At 55.9% G+C, this 18,335-nt stretch carries 18 protein-coding genes; 9 read left to right on the top strand and 9 right to left on the bottom strand.

Going from position 1 to position 18,335, the window contains the following annotated elements:
• Positions 1 to 7 precede the first annotated feature (7 nt).
• Positions 8 to 1,066 (bottom strand): cell division protein ZapE, encoded by a 1,059-nt coding sequence (gene zapE / locus AC2FJW_RS08440; RefSeq protein ID WP_496693759.1) that lies wholly within the window; start codon positions 1,064 to 1,066, stop codon positions 8 to 10.
• Positions 1,067 to 1,212: 146 nt separating this feature from the next.
• Here zapE and AC2FJW_RS08435 point away from each other — a divergent pair, with 146 nt between their 5' ends.
• Positions 1,213 to 2,451 (top strand): MFS transporter, encoded by a 1,239-nt coding sequence (locus AC2FJW_RS08435; protein ID WP_496749819.1) that lies wholly within the window; start codon positions 1,213 to 1,215, stop codon positions 2,449 to 2,451.
• 1 nt (position 2,452) lies between these two features.
• Here the strand turns inward: AC2FJW_RS08435 and AC2FJW_RS08430 are convergent, their stop codons facing one another.
• The 5 genes from AC2FJW_RS08430 to AC2FJW_RS08410 form a co-directional block, all read right to left on the bottom strand.
• Positions 2,453 to 3,073: an HAD family hydrolase gene (locus AC2FJW_RS08430; protein ID WP_496749818.1), complete on the bottom strand. Its 621-nt coding sequence runs from the start codon at positions 3,071 to 3,073 to the stop codon at positions 2,453 to 2,455.
• Positions 3,074 to 3,215: 142 nt separating this feature from the next.
• A complete protein-coding gene (locus AC2FJW_RS08425; protein WP_281972917.1) occupies positions 3,216 to 3,671 on the bottom strand; it encodes a YaiI/YqxD family protein in 456 nt (151 codons plus the stop codon).
• Positions 3,668 to 5,116 carry a Si-specific NAD(P)(+) transhydrogenase gene (sthA, locus tag AC2FJW_RS08420; RefSeq protein ID WP_496677079.1) on the bottom strand — a complete coding sequence of 483 codons (1,449 nt, stop codon included), beginning with the start codon at positions 5,114 to 5,116 and terminating at the stop codon, positions 3,668 to 3,670. The genes AC2FJW_RS08425 and sthA overlap by 4 nt, the downstream gene beginning before the upstream one ends.
• A 3-nt stretch (positions 5,117 to 5,119) precedes the next feature.
• Positions 5,120 to 5,953: an S-formylglutathione hydrolase gene (gene fghA, locus AC2FJW_RS08415; protein WP_142636325.1), complete on the bottom strand. Its 834-nt coding sequence runs from the start codon at positions 5,951 to 5,953 to the stop codon at positions 5,120 to 5,122.
• Between the two features lie 103 nt (positions 5,954 to 6,056).
• A complete protein-coding gene (locus AC2FJW_RS08410; protein WP_496749817.1) occupies positions 6,057 to 6,986 on the bottom strand; it encodes an AEC family transporter in 930 nt (309 codons plus the stop codon).
• Between the two features lie 193 nt (positions 6,987 to 7,179).
• Here AC2FJW_RS08410 and AC2FJW_RS08405 point away from each other — a divergent pair, with 193 nt between their 5' ends.
• The 7 genes from AC2FJW_RS08405 (at position 7,180) to AC2FJW_RS08375 (ending at position 14,753) form a co-directional block, all read left to right on the top strand.
• Positions 7,180 to 7,797, top strand: coding sequence for a TetR/AcrR family transcriptional regulator (locus tag AC2FJW_RS08405; protein ID WP_142636321.1), 618 nt, complete (start codon positions 7,180 to 7,182; stop codon positions 7,795 to 7,797).
• 368 nt (positions 7,798 to 8,165) lie between these two features.
• Positions 8,166 to 9,749: an ABC transporter substrate-binding protein gene (locus AC2FJW_RS08400; protein WP_142636319.1), complete on the top strand. Its 1,584-nt coding sequence runs from the start codon at positions 8,166 to 8,168 to the stop codon at positions 9,747 to 9,749.
• Positions 9,750 to 9,814: 65 nt separating this feature from the next.
• The gene (locus tag AC2FJW_RS08395; protein ID WP_496749816.1) at positions 9,815 to 10,909 is read left to right on the top strand and encodes a M24 family metallopeptidase; all 1,095 of its coding nucleotides are present in this window, start codon (positions 9,815 to 9,817) and stop codon (positions 10,907 to 10,909) included.
• Positions 10,909 to 11,916 (top strand): ABC transporter permease subunit, encoded by a 1,008-nt coding sequence (locus AC2FJW_RS08390; RefSeq protein ID WP_496749814.1) that lies wholly within the window; start codon positions 10,909 to 10,911, stop codon positions 11,914 to 11,916. The genes AC2FJW_RS08395 and AC2FJW_RS08390 overlap by 1 nt, the downstream gene beginning before the upstream one ends.
• Positions 11,916 to 12,818, top strand: coding sequence for an ABC transporter permease subunit (locus AC2FJW_RS08385; RefSeq protein ID WP_185956667.1), 903 nt, complete (start codon positions 11,916 to 11,918; stop codon positions 12,816 to 12,818). The genes AC2FJW_RS08390 and AC2FJW_RS08385 overlap by 1 nt, the downstream gene beginning before the upstream one ends.
• 4 nt (positions 12,819 to 12,822) lie before the next feature.
• Positions 12,823 to 13,800 (top strand): ABC transporter ATP-binding protein, encoded by a 978-nt coding sequence (locus AC2FJW_RS08380; protein WP_142636312.1) that lies wholly within the window; start codon positions 12,823 to 12,825, stop codon positions 13,798 to 13,800.
• A complete protein-coding gene (locus tag AC2FJW_RS08375; protein WP_496749813.1) occupies positions 13,797 to 14,753 on the top strand; it encodes an ABC transporter ATP-binding protein in 957 nt (318 codons plus the stop codon). The genes AC2FJW_RS08380 and AC2FJW_RS08375 overlap by 4 nt, the downstream gene beginning before the upstream one ends.
• 1 nt (position 14,754) lies before the next feature.
• On the opposite strand, the gene AC2FJW_RS08370 is transcribed toward AC2FJW_RS08375, so the two are convergent.
• Positions 14,755 to 15,432, bottom strand: coding sequence for a GntR family transcriptional regulator (locus tag AC2FJW_RS08370; protein ID WP_496749812.1), 678 nt, complete (start codon positions 15,430 to 15,432; stop codon positions 14,755 to 14,757).
• Between the two features lie 157 nt (positions 15,433 to 15,589).
• Between AC2FJW_RS08370 and AC2FJW_RS08365 the strand changes: the two genes are divergently transcribed.
• On the top strand, positions 15,590 to 16,627 hold the full coding sequence (locus tag AC2FJW_RS08365) for a GlxA family transcriptional regulator (RefSeq protein WP_246097212.1): 1,038 nt from the start codon (positions 15,590 to 15,592) through the stop codon (positions 16,625 to 16,627).
• 32 nt (positions 16,628 to 16,659) lie between these two features.
• On the opposite strand, the gene AC2FJW_RS08360 is transcribed toward AC2FJW_RS08365, so the two are convergent.
• Positions 16,660 to 17,502: a fumarylacetoacetate hydrolase family protein gene (locus AC2FJW_RS08360; protein WP_496693755.1), complete on the bottom strand. Its 843-nt coding sequence runs from the start codon at positions 17,500 to 17,502 to the stop codon at positions 16,660 to 16,662.
• A gap of 19 nt (positions 17,503 to 17,521) precedes the next feature.
• Positions 17,522 to 18,277, bottom strand: coding sequence for an SDR family oxidoreductase (locus tag AC2FJW_RS08355; RefSeq protein WP_496749811.1), 756 nt, complete (start codon positions 18,275 to 18,277; stop codon positions 17,522 to 17,524).
• Positions 18,278 to 18,335: the final 58 nt, after the last annotated feature.

Raw genomic sequence — 18,335 nt, 5'->3', positions numbered from 1 at the left:
AGCGCCCCTATGCCCCCCAATCTTCGGCTTGCATCTCGCGCAGTCGCGAGGCAGTGCGTTCGAACTCGAACGTCCCTTCACCCTCGACATACAACATCTCGGGCTCTGCGGCCGCCGAACAGATCAGGCGTACCCGCGCCTCATACAAGGCGTCAATCAACGTCACAAAACGCTTGGCCTCATTGAAATTATTCCGGGACAGGCGCGGGATGTCCTCCAGAACCAGAACTTTGACCGCCTCGGCAACGGCCAGATAATCTGCAGGGCCCAGCATCCGTCCGCACAGATCATAGAAGCTTGCTCGGGCTATCCCGTTCCGAAAGGCCGGCAATTCGACAGCACGGCCATTTACCTGCAACACCAGCGGTTCCGCCGCACCGCCCGCGAGATCGTTCCAGACGGATCGGATATTCTGTCGAGCCTCGGGGCCGATCGGCGTGAAATAGACTGGCGCACCTTCAAGACGGTTCTGTCGGTAATCAGTGGGCGAGACCAGTTCCCATATCTGAAGCTGCTCCTTGATATGCGCGATGAATGGCAAAAAGAGCTGGCGGTTCAAGCCGTTCTTGTACAATTCGTCCGGGTGCCGGTTGGATGTGGTGATGACCACGACCCCGCCAGCATGCAAAAGATCAAACAGCCGCCCGACGATCATCGCATCGGTGATATCGGTGATCTGCATCTCGTCAAATGCCAGCAGTTTTACGGATTTGACAACCGAGTCCGCGACCGGTGCAAGCGCATCCTCAACTCCGTCCTTACGAGCTTTATGCATTCCCGCGTGGATTTCCTGCATGAAAGCATGAAAATGGACGCGACGGGCGGGGATGTCGCCAAGCGCGTCGACAAACATATCCATCAACATCGACTTGCCACGACCAACTCCGCCCCACAGATAAAGTCCCTGGGGCGGCGGGGGTGTCTTGCGAAAGAAACCACGCTTGACCGGGGTAGCCAAGGCCGCGCGAATGCGTTCGAAATGCGGAAGGACAGCCTCTTGCGCATCGTCCCGCGTCAAAGTGCCATCGGCGATGCGTGTCTCGTAAAGCGATATCAAATCTGACATATCCCGAGGGATACCTTCACCTCTGGGCGTTGAAAAGCAGGCATTTGGAAGATGCATCAATTTTGCTTATCCGCGGCGTCAAAACTCCTGAATTGACCACGGTACAAATTTGGGTACCGTCGCGGCTCGGCCATTCCGAGGATTCAATGCCCCAACACGCGCGCCTGCTAAATCCGATCTTGATCGTCGGCTGCATCATTATCGCAGTCAGTTTTGCAGTGCGGGCATCCTTTGGCGTATTCCAGATCCCCATTGCGACTGAATTCGGCTGGCTGCGCTCCGATTTTTCGATGGCGATTGCGATCCAGAACCTCGCTTGGGGAATTGGACAACCCATTTTTGCCGCCATCGCCGAGAAGGTGGGGGATCGCCGTGCGATTGTGCTCGGGGCATTGACCTATGCATCGGGCATGGTGTTGTCGGCGTGGTCCGTTACCCCTTTCGAGCATCAGATGTACGCCTGGCTTGTGGGCTTTGGGATTGCCGGCACGGGGTTTGGTGTCGTGCTTGCCGTAGTTGGACGGGCGTCCTCTGATCATAACCGCTCTATGTCTCTGGCCGTCGTGACAGCGGCAGGAAGCTTTGGCCAGGTTTTGGGTGCTCCAACGGCGGAATGGCTTTTGTCTTTTATGCCCTGGCAACAGGTTTTCATCGTGTTTGCCGTTGCCATCCTGGCACTGGTCATGACTCTGCCCTTCATGCGCGCCCCCCAAGCCGCAACCAAAGCCGAAATCGAAGAAAGCATGGGGCAAATTCTGGGCAAGGCCTTCCGGGACCCGTCTTATACCCTGATTTTCCTGGGATTTTTCAGCTGTGGTTATCAGCTTGGCTTTATCACAGCGCATTTTCCCGCTTTCGTTACCGAAATGTGCGGCCCGATTCAGCCGGGTGGAGTACTGGATTCCATTGGTATAACGACAACTTCCGCATTAGGGGCTGTGTCGATTTCATTGATCGGGTTGGCCAATATCGGAGGGACATTGCTGGCGGGGTGGGCCGGAATGCACTTTCCCAAGAAATACCTTCTGGCCTCTATTTATGCCGCCCGCACGCTTACAGCGGCGGCTTTCATAATCCTGCCAATCACGCCAATCACGGTCGTTGTATTCTCATTGGTCATGGGTTCGCTCTGGCTGGCAACGGTTCCACTGACCTCGGGGCTTGTCGCACATTTGTACGGGTTGCGCTACATGGGTACGCTTTACGGCATCATCTTCTTCAGCCATCAGGTCGGCAGTTTTCTTGGCGTCTGGCTTGGCGGCCGCATGTATGACCAGTACGGAGATTACACCTTTGTCTGGTGGATCGGCGTGGCCATCGGCGCCTTCAGCGCCATCGTTCACCTTCCCGTCCGCGAGAACCGCGCACAACCCGTCGCGGCCTGATCTATCGCGCTTCTTCGCGGGTCAAAAGCCCCTCTGCCACCAACCGGTCTGCCCATCCTTGCGGGCCCTCAAAGTGATGCGTCTGCCAGCCCCGCGCCTGCGCCGTTTCGATATTGTCGATCCGGTCGTCAGTGAACAACAACGCCTCAGGCGCCAGACCACAATCGGCTTCGACCATCTCGTAAATCGGGACATGCGGTTTCACGGTCTGCATGCGACCTGAAACATACAGCCGGTCAAACTCGTTGAGGAATGGATAGACCGTGGTTGCATACTCAAAATTCTGCACCCCGAAATTTGTGAGCGCAAAGACCGAGATGCCTTTAGCGCGCAACGCACGTTGCAGCCGTACCGAGTGGGGAATTTCTGGCGTGGCCAATTCGATCCATTTGTCGTGCCACATCCGGATTTCATCCCGCCATTGGGGATATTTATCGGCCCAGCCATAGATGGTGTCAGTGAAATGTTGCCCCTGATCAACCAGATCATTCATTCCATGCAGGTCAACCTCGGCAAACATAGCCCGGCGACGGTCTTCACCAATAACCGCATCGTAGTACCGTTCTGGCTGCCATTCTATCAGGACATTCCCGATGTCGAAAACCACCGCTTCTATTGGCATGAATAATCCTTCTTAGAATCTCTACTGGGGCTGACTGAATCAATCCTTGCTGCGCTTTTCAAGACAGGAACTGCAGCGCGCAGCGCTGCCCGGCCCAACCGGAGGGGACGCATCTCAGATGCGTCTGAGACGGGCGGGAGGGTCACGCCCTTAGTGCCGCCCGCAATTCCCGTTCCAACGCATCCAAAAACCGGGACCTATCGGCCTTGCCAAAAGGCTTGCCACCGCCCCCGGCGCCCAGAGGGTTTGCCGAACGCAGGTCTGCCATAAGGTCGCGCATCGCCAGTTGCTGACCAATATTGGCGGCGGTAAAGGCCTCGCCGTTGTGACGTAATACACGCGCACCTGCTTCAACACATTTCGCGGCTAAAGGAATGTCTGAGGTCACAACCACGTCCCCTGTACCACAACGCTCTGCGATCCATTTATCGGCCTCATCCGCACCTGCGGACACGATCACAACCTGTACCAGAGGATTGGCCGAAGGCCTCAGGCCACCGTTCGATACCAGAGCCATCGGAATCTTATGTCGGGTCGCTACACGCTCGGCTTCGGCCTTCACTGGACAGGCATCTGCGTCTATGTACAGGGTTGTCACGCTTTCTTTGCCTGTTTCTCGGCAGGCTTCTTCTTGACCTTGAATTCCTCGGGGATGGGCATCCGGTTAAACGCATCCAGACCTGCGATCTTATAGGCCTCGGCCAAGGTCGGGTAGTTGAATGTGTTTTGAACGAAATAATCCACTGTGCCTTTCAGGTTCAATACAGCCTGTGCGATATGGATCAGCTCAGTCGCGCCTTCGCCTACGATCTGCACACCAAGAACCCGGCGGGTTTTCAGCGAAAACAGCATCTTCAACATGCCATGTTCCAACCCCATGATATGCCCGCGAGAAGTTTCGCGGAATCGCGCGACGCCAACCTCGTAAGGGATATCGCGCTCCTGTAACTCCTCTTCGGACATGCCGCAGGTGGATATCTCGGGCACCGAATAGATGCCGTAAGGGTACCAGGGGCTTTCCGGCAGGGTCGGGGTCTCCAACGCGTGACATGCCGCCACGCGCCCCTGCTGCAGCGAGGTTGATGCCAGCGAGGGATGTCCGATTACATCTCCGGTCGCATAGATATGCGGTACCGCTGTCTGATAGGTCTTGCGATCGACCTCAATCCGGTTGCGGTGATCGGTTGTCAGCCCGACCGCATCCAGATTCAAGGCCGAGGTCGCGCCCATCCGCCCGGCGGCAAACAGCAACATCTCGGCCCGGACATGTCGTCCATTCTCGAGCGTCACTTCTACGTGGCCACCTCCATCTTCGATCTTTTCAACGGCAGAGCCCAGCCGCAAATCCACGCCGTTTTCGCGGATTTGGTGGGTAAAGTCGTGGATCAGCCGGCTGTCGATGAAATCCAGAAACGTCTCGCGGGGTTCAATCAGGGTGACACGTACATCAAGCGCGGAAAACATCGTGGCATATTCAACACCGATTACACCGGCCCCGATCACGCATAGCGAGCGCGGTATCTCGGCCATCTCCAGAAAATCATCGCCATCGACGATGGTCTTCCCGTTGAAGGGCACATAATCGGGACGATAGGTCTTGGTTCCGGTGGCAATCAGGAACTTTGCGGCGGACAGACGTGTGGTTTCGCCTGCGTCGGTTGCAACCTCAATCTCGTGGGGACCGACAAATCTTGCCAGACCATTTAAGGTTTCCACGTGGTTCCGGTTGAACTGATGTTCCAGCACATCGACCTCATGGTCCAGCGTCATGTGCAGCCGAGCCTTGAGGTCTTCGGCCCGGATCTGATCCTTTACCCGGTACGAGCGCCCGTAAAAGCTGCGCTCGCGCCAGCCAGACAGGTTCAGCACTGTCTCGCGGAGGGTTTTTGACGGGATGGTCCCGGTATGGACCGAGACCCCACCCAACCGATCCTTGCGGTCGATAACCAGCACCCGGCGTTTCAACTTGCCTGCCTGAATCGCCGCCGAACGACCGGAAGGGCCGGACCCGACAATGATCAGGTCATAGTCGTATTTGCTCATGCCTCAGTCTCCATACAGTGCTTCGGCGTGGAAAGTGATGTGGTCTTCCATGAAGGTCGACACAAAGAAGTAAGAATGGTCATAGCCGGGCTGCAGACGGAAAACTGCCTGTTGGCGACGTTCGGCAATCGCCTGGGCCAGCGCCTCGGGGCGCAACAGGTCGATGAACTGGTCATTGTCGCCGGTGTCGATCAGGACAGGGCCGTCGAAACCGGTGTTCTTCATCATCAGCGATGCGTCGTGCTTGGCCCATTGGGCCGCGTCGTCGCCCAGATATGCCTTCAGTTGCTTGCGGCCCCAATCGGCGCTTGTTGGGTTTGAAATCGGTGCAAATGCCGAAACCGATCGGAACCGACCCGGTAGGTTCATTGCCAATGTCAGGGCGCCATGGCCGCCCATGGAATGGCCGGTAATGGCCTGGCGGTCTGCGTCGATTGCAAAGGTTTCAACCAGCAGAGCGGGCAATTCCTCGGCCACATAGTCCCACATGTTGAAGTGCGGTGCCCAGGGTGATTGCGTGGCATTCACATAAAACCCCGCGCCCTGGCCCAGATCGTAGTCCTCGTGATCGGCAACGCCTTCGCCGCGCGGGGATGTGTCAGGGAAAACAAGGGCGATACCCTGTTCCGCGGCCCAGGCCTGCGCCCCGGCCTTGGTCATGGCGTTTTCATGGGTACAGGTCAGACCAGACAGATACCATAGAACCGGAACCGGGCCGTCCTTTGCCTCGGCGGGCAGGAACAGTCCAAAAGTCATGTCGCATTGGCAGGCAGCCGAGGCGTGGCGATAGACGCCCTGGACGCCTCCGAAACAAGCGTTTTCCGAAAGGGTTTCCATTTGGTTCCGTCCTTACGTTAGGTTCGCGCCATGGCTATCGTTACTCGGTCCGTGCGTAAAGTCTGTGTTCCTGCGGCCAGCGAGTATTTTCCCTATCTGTGGCTTAGAATGTTCCGGCTATGGCAATCACCAGCGGCAGTGTCAGGATGCTGACCACGGTAGACAAGAGAATTGCGGCCGAAGCCCGATGGGGTGCGACCCCGTAAAAGGCCGCCAGCATATAGACATTCCCAGCGACCGGCAGTGCTGCCGCTGCAATGGCAACCGAAGCCGAGAAGCTTTCCGCCGGGATCAGCCAGATTACGAAGACAGCAACGCAGAGCGGATGAATGATCAGCTTGCAAAAACTCAGCCAGGCAGCAATCTGAACACGCTCGGCGGATTTGCTGGCGAGCGATGCCCCTATCGCAAACAAGGCTCCCGGAGTGGCTGCCCCGCCCAGGATTGTCAGAAAATCGTTCAGTGGAACGGGCACGGGAATTTGGAAGGCTGACCACAAAAGCCCCGCTGAAATAGATACGATCATCGGGTTTTTGATCAAACCGAGGCCAATCAACCGAAATGTTGCCGGTGTCAGCCGCCCATCGCGTCCGGCATTGATCAAAATCACGATCAGCGAGGAAAACACCACAAGGTCGACAGTCAATACCAGCATGACCGGGCCGATTGCTGCTTCGGTGAACAAAAGCGCAAGCATCGGCAGCCCCAGAAAGCCCACATTGCCGATCGCAGCGCATTGGGCTTCGACGGCAGAGGTTGGTATGTCAAGGCCGCGCATCCACGCGATCAGACTGGCCAGAGCATAAACCGTAAGCGTTCCCAGCAGATAGCCCGCGACCAATCTGCCGTCGAATATCTCGGCAAAGGGCAGGGTGGCGGCAAAGCGGAACAACATTGCCGAAAGTGCGAAATAGAACACGAATTTCGTCAGATAGGCCGTGGCTTCTTCCGAGAAGAACCGACTGCGCCCAGCCCAATACCCCAGGCCGATAATCGCAAAGAACGGCAGCGTACGCAGAAAAATATCAGCCATGGCCAGAGTGTTAGCACGGTTTTCTCTGGCGGCAACCCCTGGCCAATCAGGCCCCGCCGAACGACCTTCGCGGACTGACCTAACGGAAAAATTACCATAATCCCGCCTGCCCATGGCCGAAATCCTATGCGAATCGTTGTATCTGAACTGATCAGTTTATAGATTCGACGAATCCACCCCTGAAGGAGAGCGCATGTCCGAAGCAACTGCCATTTTGCGAACAGGCCGAAAATTTGATCAGGTCCTGCAAGGAGCCCGATCAGTGTTCATGGCAGATGGTTTCGAAGGAGCTAGTGTAGATGACATTGCGCGCGCAGCGGGTGTTTCCAAGGCGACTTTGTACAGCTATTTCCCGGATAAGCGTCTTCTTTTCATGGAGGTTGCTCAGAACGAATGCTGCCGTATGGCTGAGAATGTCGTTTCGATGGTTGACGATACAAAACCCGCACGCGAGGTGCTGACCATCGCTGCGACCCAGCTGGCCGCATTTCTGGTGTCGGATTTTGCGCAGCAGGTGTTCCGAATCTGCGTGGCCGAGCAAGATCGGTTCCCCGAACTTGGCCGCGCCTTCTATGAGGCGGGGCCGCAAAATGGCACCCGGCAACTTGCAGAATATCTGCAAAAAGCGGTGAATAAAGGCGAATTGGTTATCGAGGACCTTCAATTTGCCGCTGAACAGTTTTCGGAGTTGTGCAAGGTCCGCCTTTGGCCCCGATCCACATTCGGCATTCAAAGCAGCTTTTCAGAGGCTGAGATTGAAGAGGTCGCGCTGCAGGCTGTCGACATGTTCATGGCCCGTTACGGCGCCTGACATTTGGGTCGGATCGACTCGATTCAAGATATGGATGTGGAGGTCGATCCCTGAAGCCCGCGGCATTTAGGATTGATGGCATTCAAGAGTTCGGACGCTCCTGCCCGGTGGCTTCGCCACTGCTTGGCTCTAATCGCCAAAGAACCGAAATCAGTTAGAAAACAGGCCCGACCAGGCAAATCATAACGCTGTACCTGCCCTCTTTTTTACTTCCTGATCGCTGGGCGGTGAACTCAGTTGACAATGGATTTTGTATTTTGGATACATTGGGCAGGGATTTCGCGGCGGTGACAGTCATCAAAGATTGTTCTGACTAGAAATTAGAACAACGCGAAAATCTGAAGAAAAAACATTTCTGGGAGAAACTCATGAAACTTAGATTGATGGCCGCAACTGCAGCGATTGCGTTGTCCAGTGCTGCGGCCCAAGCAAATACTTTGGTATATTGCTCGGAAGGATCACCCGAAGGCTTTGACCCGGCGCTATTTACCGCAGGGACAACCTTTGATGCCTCGTCACACCCGATTTACAACCGTCTGCTCGAGTTTGAGACCGGTACTACCAATGTTATCCCCGGTCTGGCGGAAAGCGTTGAGGCCAGCGATGATGGTCTGGAATATACCTTCAAATTGCGTCAGGGCGTCAAATTCCATTCGAATGACGAATTCACGCCGACGCGTGATTTCAATGCTGATGACGTGATCTTCTCGTTCATGCGCCAGAAGGATGAGGGCCATGCCTATAATCAGGTATCTGGTGGTACCTGGGAATATTTCCAGGGCATGGGTATGCCGGACCTGGTCGAGTCGATTGAAAAAGTCGACGACTACACAGTGAAGTTCACCCTGTCCAAGCCTGAAGCGCCTTTTGTGGCCAACATGGCGATGGACTTCGCCTCGATCCTGTCTGCGGAATATGCGGATGCGATGATGGCCGCGGGTACGCCTGAGAAGCTGAACACAGCACCGATCGGGACTGGTCCGTTCTCGTTTGTAGCCTACCAGAAAGACGCGGTGATCCGCTATGCGCAGAATGCCGACTACTGGAAGGCCCCTGCGGATGTGGAGAACCTGATCTTCGCTATCACGCCGGATGCATCGGTTCGCTATCAAAAGCTGAAAGCGGGCGAATGTCATATCATGCCTTATCCGAACCCGGCCGACATTCAGGCGATGCAGGACGATGCAGATATCAACATGTTGGAGCAGGAAGGCCTGAACGTCGGCTACCTCGCCTACAACACCACCATGGCACCGTTCGACAATCCGAAGGTCCGCAAGGCGCTGAACATGGCGATCGACAAGAATGCGATCATCGACGTCGTGTTCCAGGGCTCGGGCCAAGTTGCCAAGAACCCGATCCCGCCAACCATGTGGGGCTATAACGACGCCATCACCGATGACGCGTATGATCCCGAAGCGGCCAAGGCGATGCTGGAAGCCGAAGGCGTATCCGACCTGTCGATGAAGGTTTGGGCTATGCCGGTACAGCGTCCCTATAACCCGAATGCACGCCGTATGGCCGAGCTGATCCAAGCGGATTTTGCCAAGGTTGGTGTCGACGTCGAAATCGTGTCCTATGAATGGGGTGAATACCTGTCGCGTTCGAAAGATCTGGACCGTGACGGAGCCGTTCTGCTGGGTTGGACCGGTGACAATGGCGATCCAGACAACTTCCTGGCGGTTCTGTTGGGTTGTGACGGACGCGAAGCCTCGAACCGGGCGCAGTGGTGCCACGAACCCTTCGAAGAGCTGATCCTCAAGGCTAAGCAGTCCACCGATCAGGCTGAACGCACCAAGCTGTACGAAGACGCTCAGGTGGTCTTCAAAGAGCAGGCGCCTTGGGCAACGATCGCACACTCGGTGGTCTTTATGCCGATGCGCAACGAAGTGCAGGGCTATAAAGTGCACCCGCTGGGCGGCCACATCTTCTACGGTGTGAGCGTCGAATAATTCATCACTTACCGACCGGAGCCGCCCGCGTGGCGGCTCCGGTTTCTTATTGGAGGTCGGCCCTGATGCCGAATTTGTCCGAGTACCGTCAACTGGCAAAGGACATGTCAGTTGATGCCGTGGCCCTAGTGCCCGGCCCGAATTTTACCCGCGCATTGGGAAAACCTTTCATGAGCCACGAACGGCCCTTTGTGGTCGTGGTCCCCGGCGAAGGTTCTCCTGCGGCCATCGTTCCCAACCTTGAGCTCGGCAGTTGGAACCTGGTTGGATTTGAAGGCGCCGTTTTCGACTGGTTCGACCAGACCGGGTATGATGACGCCTTTGCAGCCCTCGCCAAGCATATGCCGCTTACATCGCTGGCTGTGGAAGGGCAGGTGATGCGAGTCTTTGTGTCGAAGGCGTTTACCAACGCGTTACCGGACCTGCGGATTGTCGATGCCGAGCGTGAAATTTCTGGCTTGCGCACTATCAAGACAGAAGACGATATCGCAGCGCTTCAAGCCGCGATCGACATCTCTGAACGCGCGTTAGAGCGCGTGATTGCGGATGTGCGCGTCGGTCAGACCGAATTGCAGATTGAACAGGCCTTGATTCAGGCGCTGTTTGCGGAAGGCGCCGCCTCGCTGGCATTTTCGCCGATTGTTGCCGCCGGGGATAACTCGGCGCAGCCCCATGGTAAGGCGCGGGCGGATTACCAGATCAAACCGGGCGATGCGCTTTTGTTTGATTTCGGAGCCCGCAAACATGGGTTTGCCGCCGACATCACCCGCACGTTCTTTGTCGAAGAGGTCTCGGACGAGGGCAGGGCGGTCTATGACACCGTTCTGCGCGCCAATCTGGCAGGATTCAAAGCCTGCCGTCCCGGTGTCACGGCGCATGATATCGACGATGCCGTGATCGGCGTGCTCGAAGCGTCACCCTATGCCGATCGGATCCGCACCAAAACGGGCCACGGTCTGGGCCGCGACGTTCACGAAGCGCCGTATATAATGCGTGGAAACGACCAGGAAATCCTGCCGGGCATGGTTTGGACAAACGAGCCGGGCCTTTACGCGCTGGACAATTTCGGCGTGCGCATAGAAGATGACGTGCTTGTTACAGGGGATGGCTGTCGGTCGCTGACCCACTTTCCCAAAGATCTCACAATCATAGGTCGCTGATGTTTGGCTACTTTCTTTCTCGTCTCGGTATGTTCATTCCGACATTCCTGGGTGTAACGCTTATCTCCTTCATGTTCATTCGGGTTTTGCCCGGTGATCCGATCATCGTCATGGCCGGTGAACGCGGAATGTCCGAGGAACGCTATCAGGAAATGGTGGTCAAACTGGGCTTCGACAAGCCGGTCCTCCAACAATATTGGGACTATCTGACCGGCGTTATGCAGGGCGATCTGGGCGAAAGCTTTGTCACCAAGAAACCGGTCTGGGACGAGTTTTTTGCCCTGTTCCCAGCGACGCTGGAGTTGTCAATCTGCGCGATGATCTTCGCGGTGGCCCTTGGGTTGCCCGCCGGTGTCATTGCCGCAGTCAACCGGGGCAAATTCTTTGATCGGGCACTGATGTCATCTGCGCTGGTGGGATATTCGATGCCTATCTTCTGGTGGGCGCTGCTGCTGATCATCGTGTTCTCGGGCAATCTGGGCTGGACACCTGTTTCGGGTCGGATCGACCTTCTGTATTACTTCCCCAGCGTGACCGGCTTTATGCTGATCGACAGTCTTTTGTCGGGGCAACCCGGGGCATTCACGTCGGCTGTTCGGCATTTGATTCTGCCAACGATTGTTCTGGGGACGATCCCGCTGGCTGTCATTGCGCGTCAGACGCGCTCGGCGATGCTTGAGGTTCTGAGCGAGGACTACATTCGTACCGCGCGGGCAAAAGGCCTGTCACCCACTCGGATCAACGGGCTGCATGCTCTGCGTAATGCGTTGATCCCCGTGATTACGGTGATCGGCCTGTCGGTTGGAACTTTGCTGGCTGGTGCAATTCTGACCGAGACGATCTTTAGCTGGCCGGGCATCGGCAAGTGGATGGTCGACAGCATCTTCCGGCGCGATTACCCGGTGGTGCAGGGCGGTCTTCTGATGATCGCCGTGATCGTGATGCTGGTGAACCTACTGGTCGATGTCCTTTATGGCATCATCAATCCAAAAATCCGGAGGCGGTGATGGCTGAACTATCCGCAAACGCACCCAAAACCGAAGACCGCCCAAGCGCCTTGCGCGAATTCTGGTTTTATTTCAGTGAAAACCGCGGCGCGGTGATTGGCCTGTGGGTATTCGCGGCCTTTGTCTTTTGCGCTGCCTTCGCACCTTTGCTGGCCCCCTACGATCCAACCGAACAGTTCCGCGAGCATATCCTGCAGCCTCCGGCGTGGCAGGAAGGCGGCAGTTGGGCCTTCCCGCTGGGAACTGATCCGCTGGGCCGGGATATGCTGTCGCGGCTGATTATGGGATCTCGCTATTCCTTCTTTGTCGGGATCGTCGTGGTTTGTGTGGCCGTGTCAGGCGGAGTGGTTCTTGGCCTGCTTTCCGGGTTTGCACCCAAATGGGTCGATACGATGATCATGCGCGTGATGGATATTATCCTGTCCTTTCCGTCGCTGCTGCTGGCACTGGTTCTGGTCGCCATTCTGGGCCCGTCTCTGACCAATGCAATGATCGCCATCGCCATTGTGTTTCAACCACATTACGTGCGCCTCACCCGCGCCTCGGTTCTGGCCGAACGGCAAAAGGATTATGTGACCTCGGCCCGTGTGGCCGGTGCAAGCAAGGCACGCCTGATGTTCAAAACCGTGCTGCCGAACTGTCTGGCACCGATCATTGTCCAGGCGGCGCTGTCCTTCTCGACCGCGATTCTGGATGCTGCGGCACTTGGCTTTCTGGGCATGGGGGCGCAGCCGCCCACGCCGGAATGGGGCACAATGCTGGCCGAAGCGCGCGAATTCATTCTGCGCGCCTGGTGGGTGGTAACTTTCCCTGGCCTGGCCATTCTGGTCACGGTGCTGGCAATCAACCTGATGGGCGACGGTCTGCGCGACGCGCTGGACCCCAAGCTGAAACGGAGCTGAAGACATGAGCCTGTTGGAAATCCGAAATCTTTCGGTCGAGTTTGCTACTGCGTCGGGTGAGTTCCGCGCTGTGGATGGCGTTGATCTGTCTGTCAACAAGGGCGAGTTGATGGCCATTGTCGGGGAAAGCGGCTCGGGGAAATCCGTTTCAATGCTGGCGCTGATGGGGTTGCTGCCATGGACGGCGACGATCACGGCAGATGAAATGAGCTTTGAGGGTCGCGACCTGACCAAAATCTCGGCACGGGATCGGCGCAAGATCATCGGCAAAGATATTGCCATGATCTTTCAAGAGCCGATGTCTTCGCTAAACCCCTGTTTCACGGTCGGTTTCCAGATCAAGGAAGCACTGCGTATCCATTTGGGACTAAACCGCAAAGACCGTCATCAGCGCGCGATTGAGCTGTTTGACCTGGTGGGTATCCCGGCACCCGAGAGCCGCCTGAATACGTTTCCTCACCAGATGTCGGGCGGCATGAATCAGCGGGTCATGATCGCGATGGCGATTGCCTGCACCCCGAAACTTCTGATCGCGGACGAACCCACTACCGCGCTTGATGTAACGATTCAGGCGCAGATTCTGGATCTGTTGGTCCGATTACGCGATGAGCAGGGGATGGGCCTTGTTCTGATTACACATGACATGGGTGTTGTGGCAGAAACCGCCGAGCGGGTTCAGGTCCAATATGCCGGTCAAAAGGTCGAGGAACAGCCGGTACGCGATCTGTTCCGCACACCCCGCCATCCTTATACCTCAGCTTTGCTGAACGCTTTGCCTGAACGGGCAACTTCGAAATTGCTGCCGACGATTCCAGGTGTTGTTCCTGGTCAATTTGACCGTCCCAAAGGTTGCTTATTCAGCCCACGATGCCAATTCGCCGATGACTTGTGCCGGAACACACCACCCGCTCCGCATGGAGCAGATTTCGGCAAGGCCCGCTGTCACCACGTCAAGGAAATCACCGCTGGAGAATTGGCATGACCGCCCCGATCGTTCAGGCAAACGCGTTGGCCCGGCACTATGAGGTCAAAGGGGGATTGCTGTCGAAATCGGCAACGGTCAAAGCCCTTTCCGGTGTGGATTTTGCCCTAGAGCCTGGCAAGACGCTGGCCATTGTAGGAGAGTCCGGGTGCGGTAAATCCACCCTCGCTCGCGTCGTAACGATGATTGAAGAGCCCACTTCGGGAACACTGACCATCGACGGCGTCGATATCACCCCGTCAAAATGGGCTGAGATGCGCAAAAACGTGCAGATCGTGTTTCAGGATCCCTATGGTTCGCTTAATCCGCGACAACGGATCGGTCAGATCCTGCAGGAACCTCTGATCATCAACCGGCCCGATATGACCGCTGCGGAACGGGAAACTCGCGCACGCGAAATGATTGATCTTGTCGGTCTGCGCCCCGAGCATTATGATCGCTACCCCCACATGTTTTCGGGTGGCCAACGGCAGCGGATTGCGATTGCCCGAGCCCTGATGCTGAACCCCAAGGTTCTGGTTTTGGATGAGCCGGTATCGGCGCTGGATGTTTCGATCCAGTCACAAATCCTGAACCTGCTGGTTGAACTGCAAGAGCGTCTGAACCTGGCCTACCTGTTCATCTCGCATGACCTGTCGGTGGTGAAGCATTTCGCTGATGACGTAATCGTCATGTATCTGGGGCGCGCAGTCGAGAAAGCTCCGAAAGAACAGTTGTTCGCGGCGCCCCGGCATCCTTATTCCAAAGCGTTGTTGTCGACGACGCCGCGTGCCGACCCCGAGGCGCGTAAGGAACGGATCAAGCTGGAAGGTGAGTTGCCCTCACCGATGAATATCCCCAAAGGATGTGCCTTTGCTCAGCGATGCTGGCTGGCAACTGACGAATGTCGTGCAGCACCACCCGATCTGCAAGGAACAACCCATCAGGCTGCATGCCTGCATCCACTGGGTTAGGTTAGCTCTCGGAACTGCGCGTTGCGGTGACCATCGCAAGCAAATGGTCTTTTGTGCGCCCAATATGTTGGGTCAACAGCGCGCAGGCTTCCTCAACTTGCCCATTCTCGGCCAGCGTCAGAAGTTGGCGATGGTCCTTTTTTGCGGGCTCGCGTTGTTCCATAACGCTCAGGTGCATACGGACATAGCGATCGGACTGTAGATTGATCCGTTGTAGTATATCATTGGTGATCCCACGGTCTGCAGCAGCGTAAAGCGCATTATGGTACTCGTAGTTCAAACCACCCCACCGCCCGACATCATAGGCTTCGTAGGACGTTTCCATTTCGTCCAGAAACCTTTCGCATTCGGCAAAATTTGCCTCGGTCATCTGTGGAATTGCACGCCTGAACAGATCGACCTCCAACGTTATCCGCAGGTCAAATATCTCACCGATTTCTGACAGCGAATGTCTTGTCACCGCAGCGCCGCGATTGTTGGTCAGCTGCACAAGACCCTCTGCATCAAGCCGTTTTAACGCTTCTCGTATGGGCATGCGTGACACGTCATAGTCTTCTGCCAGGGCTTCTTGACGGATGGCTTCACCTTCTGCCATCTCTCCGCTTAGAATCCGCTCGCGCAGGTCATTTGTGATGACATCGGGCAAACTTTGCCTGGGAATTGCGCGGGTTCTTGGCATTGTTACAGTCTCTGCTGGTGTAATTTTGTATCCAAAATACAAAATAGACACCGGTTTTCCAAGAGCCTTGCATTCACTAATGAATATAAAGTGTTGATTGATTTCAAGCCGCCTCGGCTGCCACAGTAAAAATGGTCACGTTCTATAAGGATTAAACATGAAAGAGGATCGTATGGATAATCCGCGCTTTTTGCCAAAAGGCGCAATTTCCGTGGACGTTTCCTATGACGGGCCGCCCAAGGCCTTCTATTTTCTGCTTTTACCCAACACGACGATGCTGGCTTTCAGTGCCGCGATTGAGCCTCTGCGCATATCAAATCAACTTTCCAGAAAGCAGCTGTTCGAGTGGTACGTGCTCTCCACCGACGGAGAACCCGTGACCTGTTCCAACGGCATACGTGTTCAGGCGGATCACTCGGTTCATGACCTGGAGAAGGGAGCGTTTGTCTTTGTGTGTTCCGGAACGCAACCGATGAGGTCTTTCAACACAAATGTCCTGAACTGGATTCGGCGACAAAAGGCGCATGGATGTGAGTTCGGTGGGATTTGTACCGGTGCATTTGCTTTAGCAAAGGCGGGCGTGATCGGAACCAGAAACTTTACCGTCCATTGGGAAAACCGGCCTGGCTTTTGTGAGAACTTCCCAACAATGGAGCCGACCCAGAACCTCTATGAAATTGACGGGAAACTTAGAACATGCGGGGGCGGGCACGCCAGCACTGACATGATGCTTGAAGTTATCGAGGAATTGTTTGGAAACGCCTTGGCGAACAACGTTTCGGAAATGTGCCTGCACAGAAGGCTGGGAGAAGGCGGTAGCAAACAGGTATCGCCGGTTTCGGCGCTTTTGGGCACGCGAAATGCCAAATTGATCGAAGCGGTGCAAATCATGCGCGAGAATATTGAAACGCAGCTCAGCCTCGAGGCAATAGCGGATCAGGCGTCCCTGTCCCGGCGGCATATGGAGCGGCTGTTCAGGCAGCACACTAACATGTCGCCGGGACGGTTCTACAATGAACTCAGGCTGGACCGTGCTTTTGCCCTGTTGAATGAAACAAACCTGAGCGTTTCTGAGATAGCCTTTGCATCCGGGTTTTCCAGTACGGATAGGCTTTCTGTGCATTTCCGGAACCGATTCAGAATATCACCGCATAATTTCCGGCGATCCTGGTCCGAGGAAACCCACCCAGAATAACCGAATGAGCACCACTTGATAGGTCCCAGGGACTATCCCTGTATGACGTTCTGACGTTGAACCCCCAGACCTTCGATCCCCAGTTCCATCTTGTCTCCAGGTTTGAGGTAAACCTGCGGATTTTGCCCCAGACCCACACCGGGGGGTGTCCCGGTCGAGATCACGTCGCCGGGTTGTAGTGACATGAATTGCGACAGGTGCGAGATCACCGCTGTGACACTGAAATGCATCGTTCTGGTCGAGCCATCCTGATACCGATGCCCGTTCACCTCAAGATACATTGGCAGGTCTTGGGGATCAGGGATTTCGTCCCGTGTCACCAGCCAGGGACCGATTGGGCCGAACGTATCTGCGGATTTACCTTTGACCCACTGACCTGAACGGTGCAGTTGAAAATCCCGTTCTGACAGGTCATTGATCACACAATATCCTGCCACATGGGCCAGTGCTTCATCCTCCGAGATGTATTTTGCTTCTTTTCCGATGACGACGCCCAGTTCCACCTCCCAGTCGGTCTTGACTGACCCGCGGGGGATTTCAACCGTGTCATCGGGGCCTATGATGGCGGATGTCGCTTTGAAAAAGACCACCGGCTCAGCAGGTAGGTCCATGCCGCTTTCGGCCGCGTGATCGGCAAAGTTTAAACCGATGCAGATGAACTTTCCGACACGTCCAACACAGGCGCCGATACGGCTGTCGGCATCGACGGGTGGCAGCGTTTCAAGATCCAGCGCGCGCAGCCGTGCAAGGGTTTCATCGCTAAGCGCTTCCCCAGCAATGTCGGCGACGATCCCCGACAGGTCCCGGATAGTGCCGTCTTTATCAACTATGCCCGGCTTTTCCGCGCCTGCTGGGCCGTATCGTAGCAATTTCATTTCACATTCCTCATTTGCTTCAAATCGTCCAGCCGCCATCAATGGCAAAGGGCTGTCCGGTTGTGTATTTGCTGGCATCGCTGGCCAGATAGAGCGCAAGTTCCGCGATCTCATCTGCGGTTCCGATGCGGCCCATGGGTTGCCGCGCGATAAAATCAGTCATTGCTTTCTCGTAATCCCCAGTTGCGCGCAACCGGTCGTGCAAGCTGGGGCTGTCGACAGTGCCGGGGCAGATCGCATTGCACCGGATGCCTTGTGTGACGAAATCGGCTGCGATCGATTTCGTCAGTCCGATTACGGCGGCTTTCGAGGCGCAGTATGCAAACCTGTTTGGAACGCCCTTCAACGAAGAGGCGACCGAAGACATGTTGATGATAGACCCGCCACCATGCTCCAGCATAGTTGGCAGGGCACATTGGATCAGCCGGTACATCGATTTGACGTTCAGCTCAAAACTGAAATCCCAGTCACGTTCATCACATTCCAGAATGGACCCGCCAGCCACATATCCTGCGCAGTTGAACAAAACATCCAACGGGGGCGTGTCCGCGACGAAGGCCTGCACTGCCGCCGCATCGGTTACGTCAAGTTTTACCGACGTAACGCCTTGGATATTTTGCAACTCTGCCAGAGAGGTATCATTGATGTCGCTGGCAAAAACCTGTGCACCTTCGGCGGCGAACAATTCGGCTGTTGCACGCCCTATGCCCTGTCCCGCAGCGGTGATCAGAGCAGTTTTTCCAGCCAGACGGCCAAGGTTTTCGGATGATGTCATATCTATTTCACTCTCCTTCTAAAATCCAAGCTTCGGGGAACCACGACGGCAAAATCCC

It is taken from the genome of Ruegeria sp. CDSA020, assembly GCF_059612345.1.
This window is presented reverse-complemented; position numbering and strand designations above follow the sequence as displayed.

Bases quoted from the DNA above. Each gene is read 5' to 3' on its own strand.
- AC2FJW_RS08360 (WP_496693755.1), bottom strand. From the start codon at position 17,502: ATGAAATTGCTACGATACGGCCCAGCAGGCGCGGAAAAGCCGGGCATA.
- AC2FJW_RS08390 (WP_496749814.1), top strand. From the start codon at position 10,909: ATGTTTGGCTACTTTCTTTCTCGTCTCGGTATGTTCATTCCGACATTC.
- AC2FJW_RS08355 (WP_496749811.1), bottom strand. From the start codon at position 18,277: ATGACATCATCCGAAAACCTTGGCCGTCTGGCTGGAAAAACTGCTCTG.
- AC2FJW_RS08435 (WP_496749819.1), top strand. From the start codon at position 1,213: ATGCCCCAACACGCGCGCCTGCTAAATCCGATCTTGATCGTCGGCTGC.
- AC2FJW_RS08375 (WP_496749813.1), top strand. From the start codon at position 13,797: ATGACCGCCCCGATCGTTCAGGCAAACGCGTTGGCCCGGCACTATGAG.
- AC2FJW_RS08380 (WP_142636312.1), top strand. From the start codon at position 12,823: ATGAGCCTGTTGGAAATCCGAAATCTTTCGGTCGAGTTTGCTACTGCG.
- AC2FJW_RS08385 (WP_185956667.1), top strand. From the start codon at position 11,916: ATGGCTGAACTATCCGCAAACGCACCCAAAACCGAAGACCGCCCAAGC.
- sthA (WP_496677079.1), bottom strand. From the start codon at position 5,116: ATGAGCAAATACGACTATGACCTGATCATTGTCGGGTCCGGCCCTTCC.
- AC2FJW_RS08370 (WP_496749812.1), bottom strand. From the start codon at position 15,432: ATGCCAAGAACCCGCGCAATTCCCAGGCAAAGTTTGCCCGATGTCATC.
- AC2FJW_RS08395 (WP_496749816.1), top strand. From the start codon at position 9,815: ATGCCGAATTTGTCCGAGTACCGTCAACTGGCAAAGGACATGTCAGTT.
- fghA (WP_142636325.1), bottom strand. From the start codon at position 5,953: ATGGAAACCCTTTCGGAAAACGCTTGTTTCGGAGGCGTCCAGGGCGTC.
- AC2FJW_RS08405 (WP_142636321.1), top strand. From the start codon at position 7,180: ATGTCCGAAGCAACTGCCATTTTGCGAACAGGCCGAAAATTTGATCAG.
- AC2FJW_RS08430 (WP_496749818.1), bottom strand. From the start codon at position 3,073: ATGCCAATAGAAGCGGTGGTTTTCGACATCGGGAATGTCCTGATAGAA.
- AC2FJW_RS08410 (WP_496749817.1), bottom strand. From the start codon at position 6,986: ATGGCTGATATTTTTCTGCGTACGCTGCCGTTCTTTGCGATTATCGGC.
- AC2FJW_RS08400 (WP_142636319.1), top strand. From the start codon at position 8,166: ATGAAACTTAGATTGATGGCCGCAACTGCAGCGATTGCGTTGTCCAGT.
- zapE (WP_496693759.1), bottom strand. From the start codon at position 1,066: ATGTCAGATTTGATATCGCTTTACGAGACACGCATCGCCGATGGCACT.
- AC2FJW_RS08365 (WP_246097212.1), top strand. From the start codon at position 15,590: ATGAAAGAGGATCGTATGGATAATCCGCGCTTTTTGCCAAAAGGCGCA.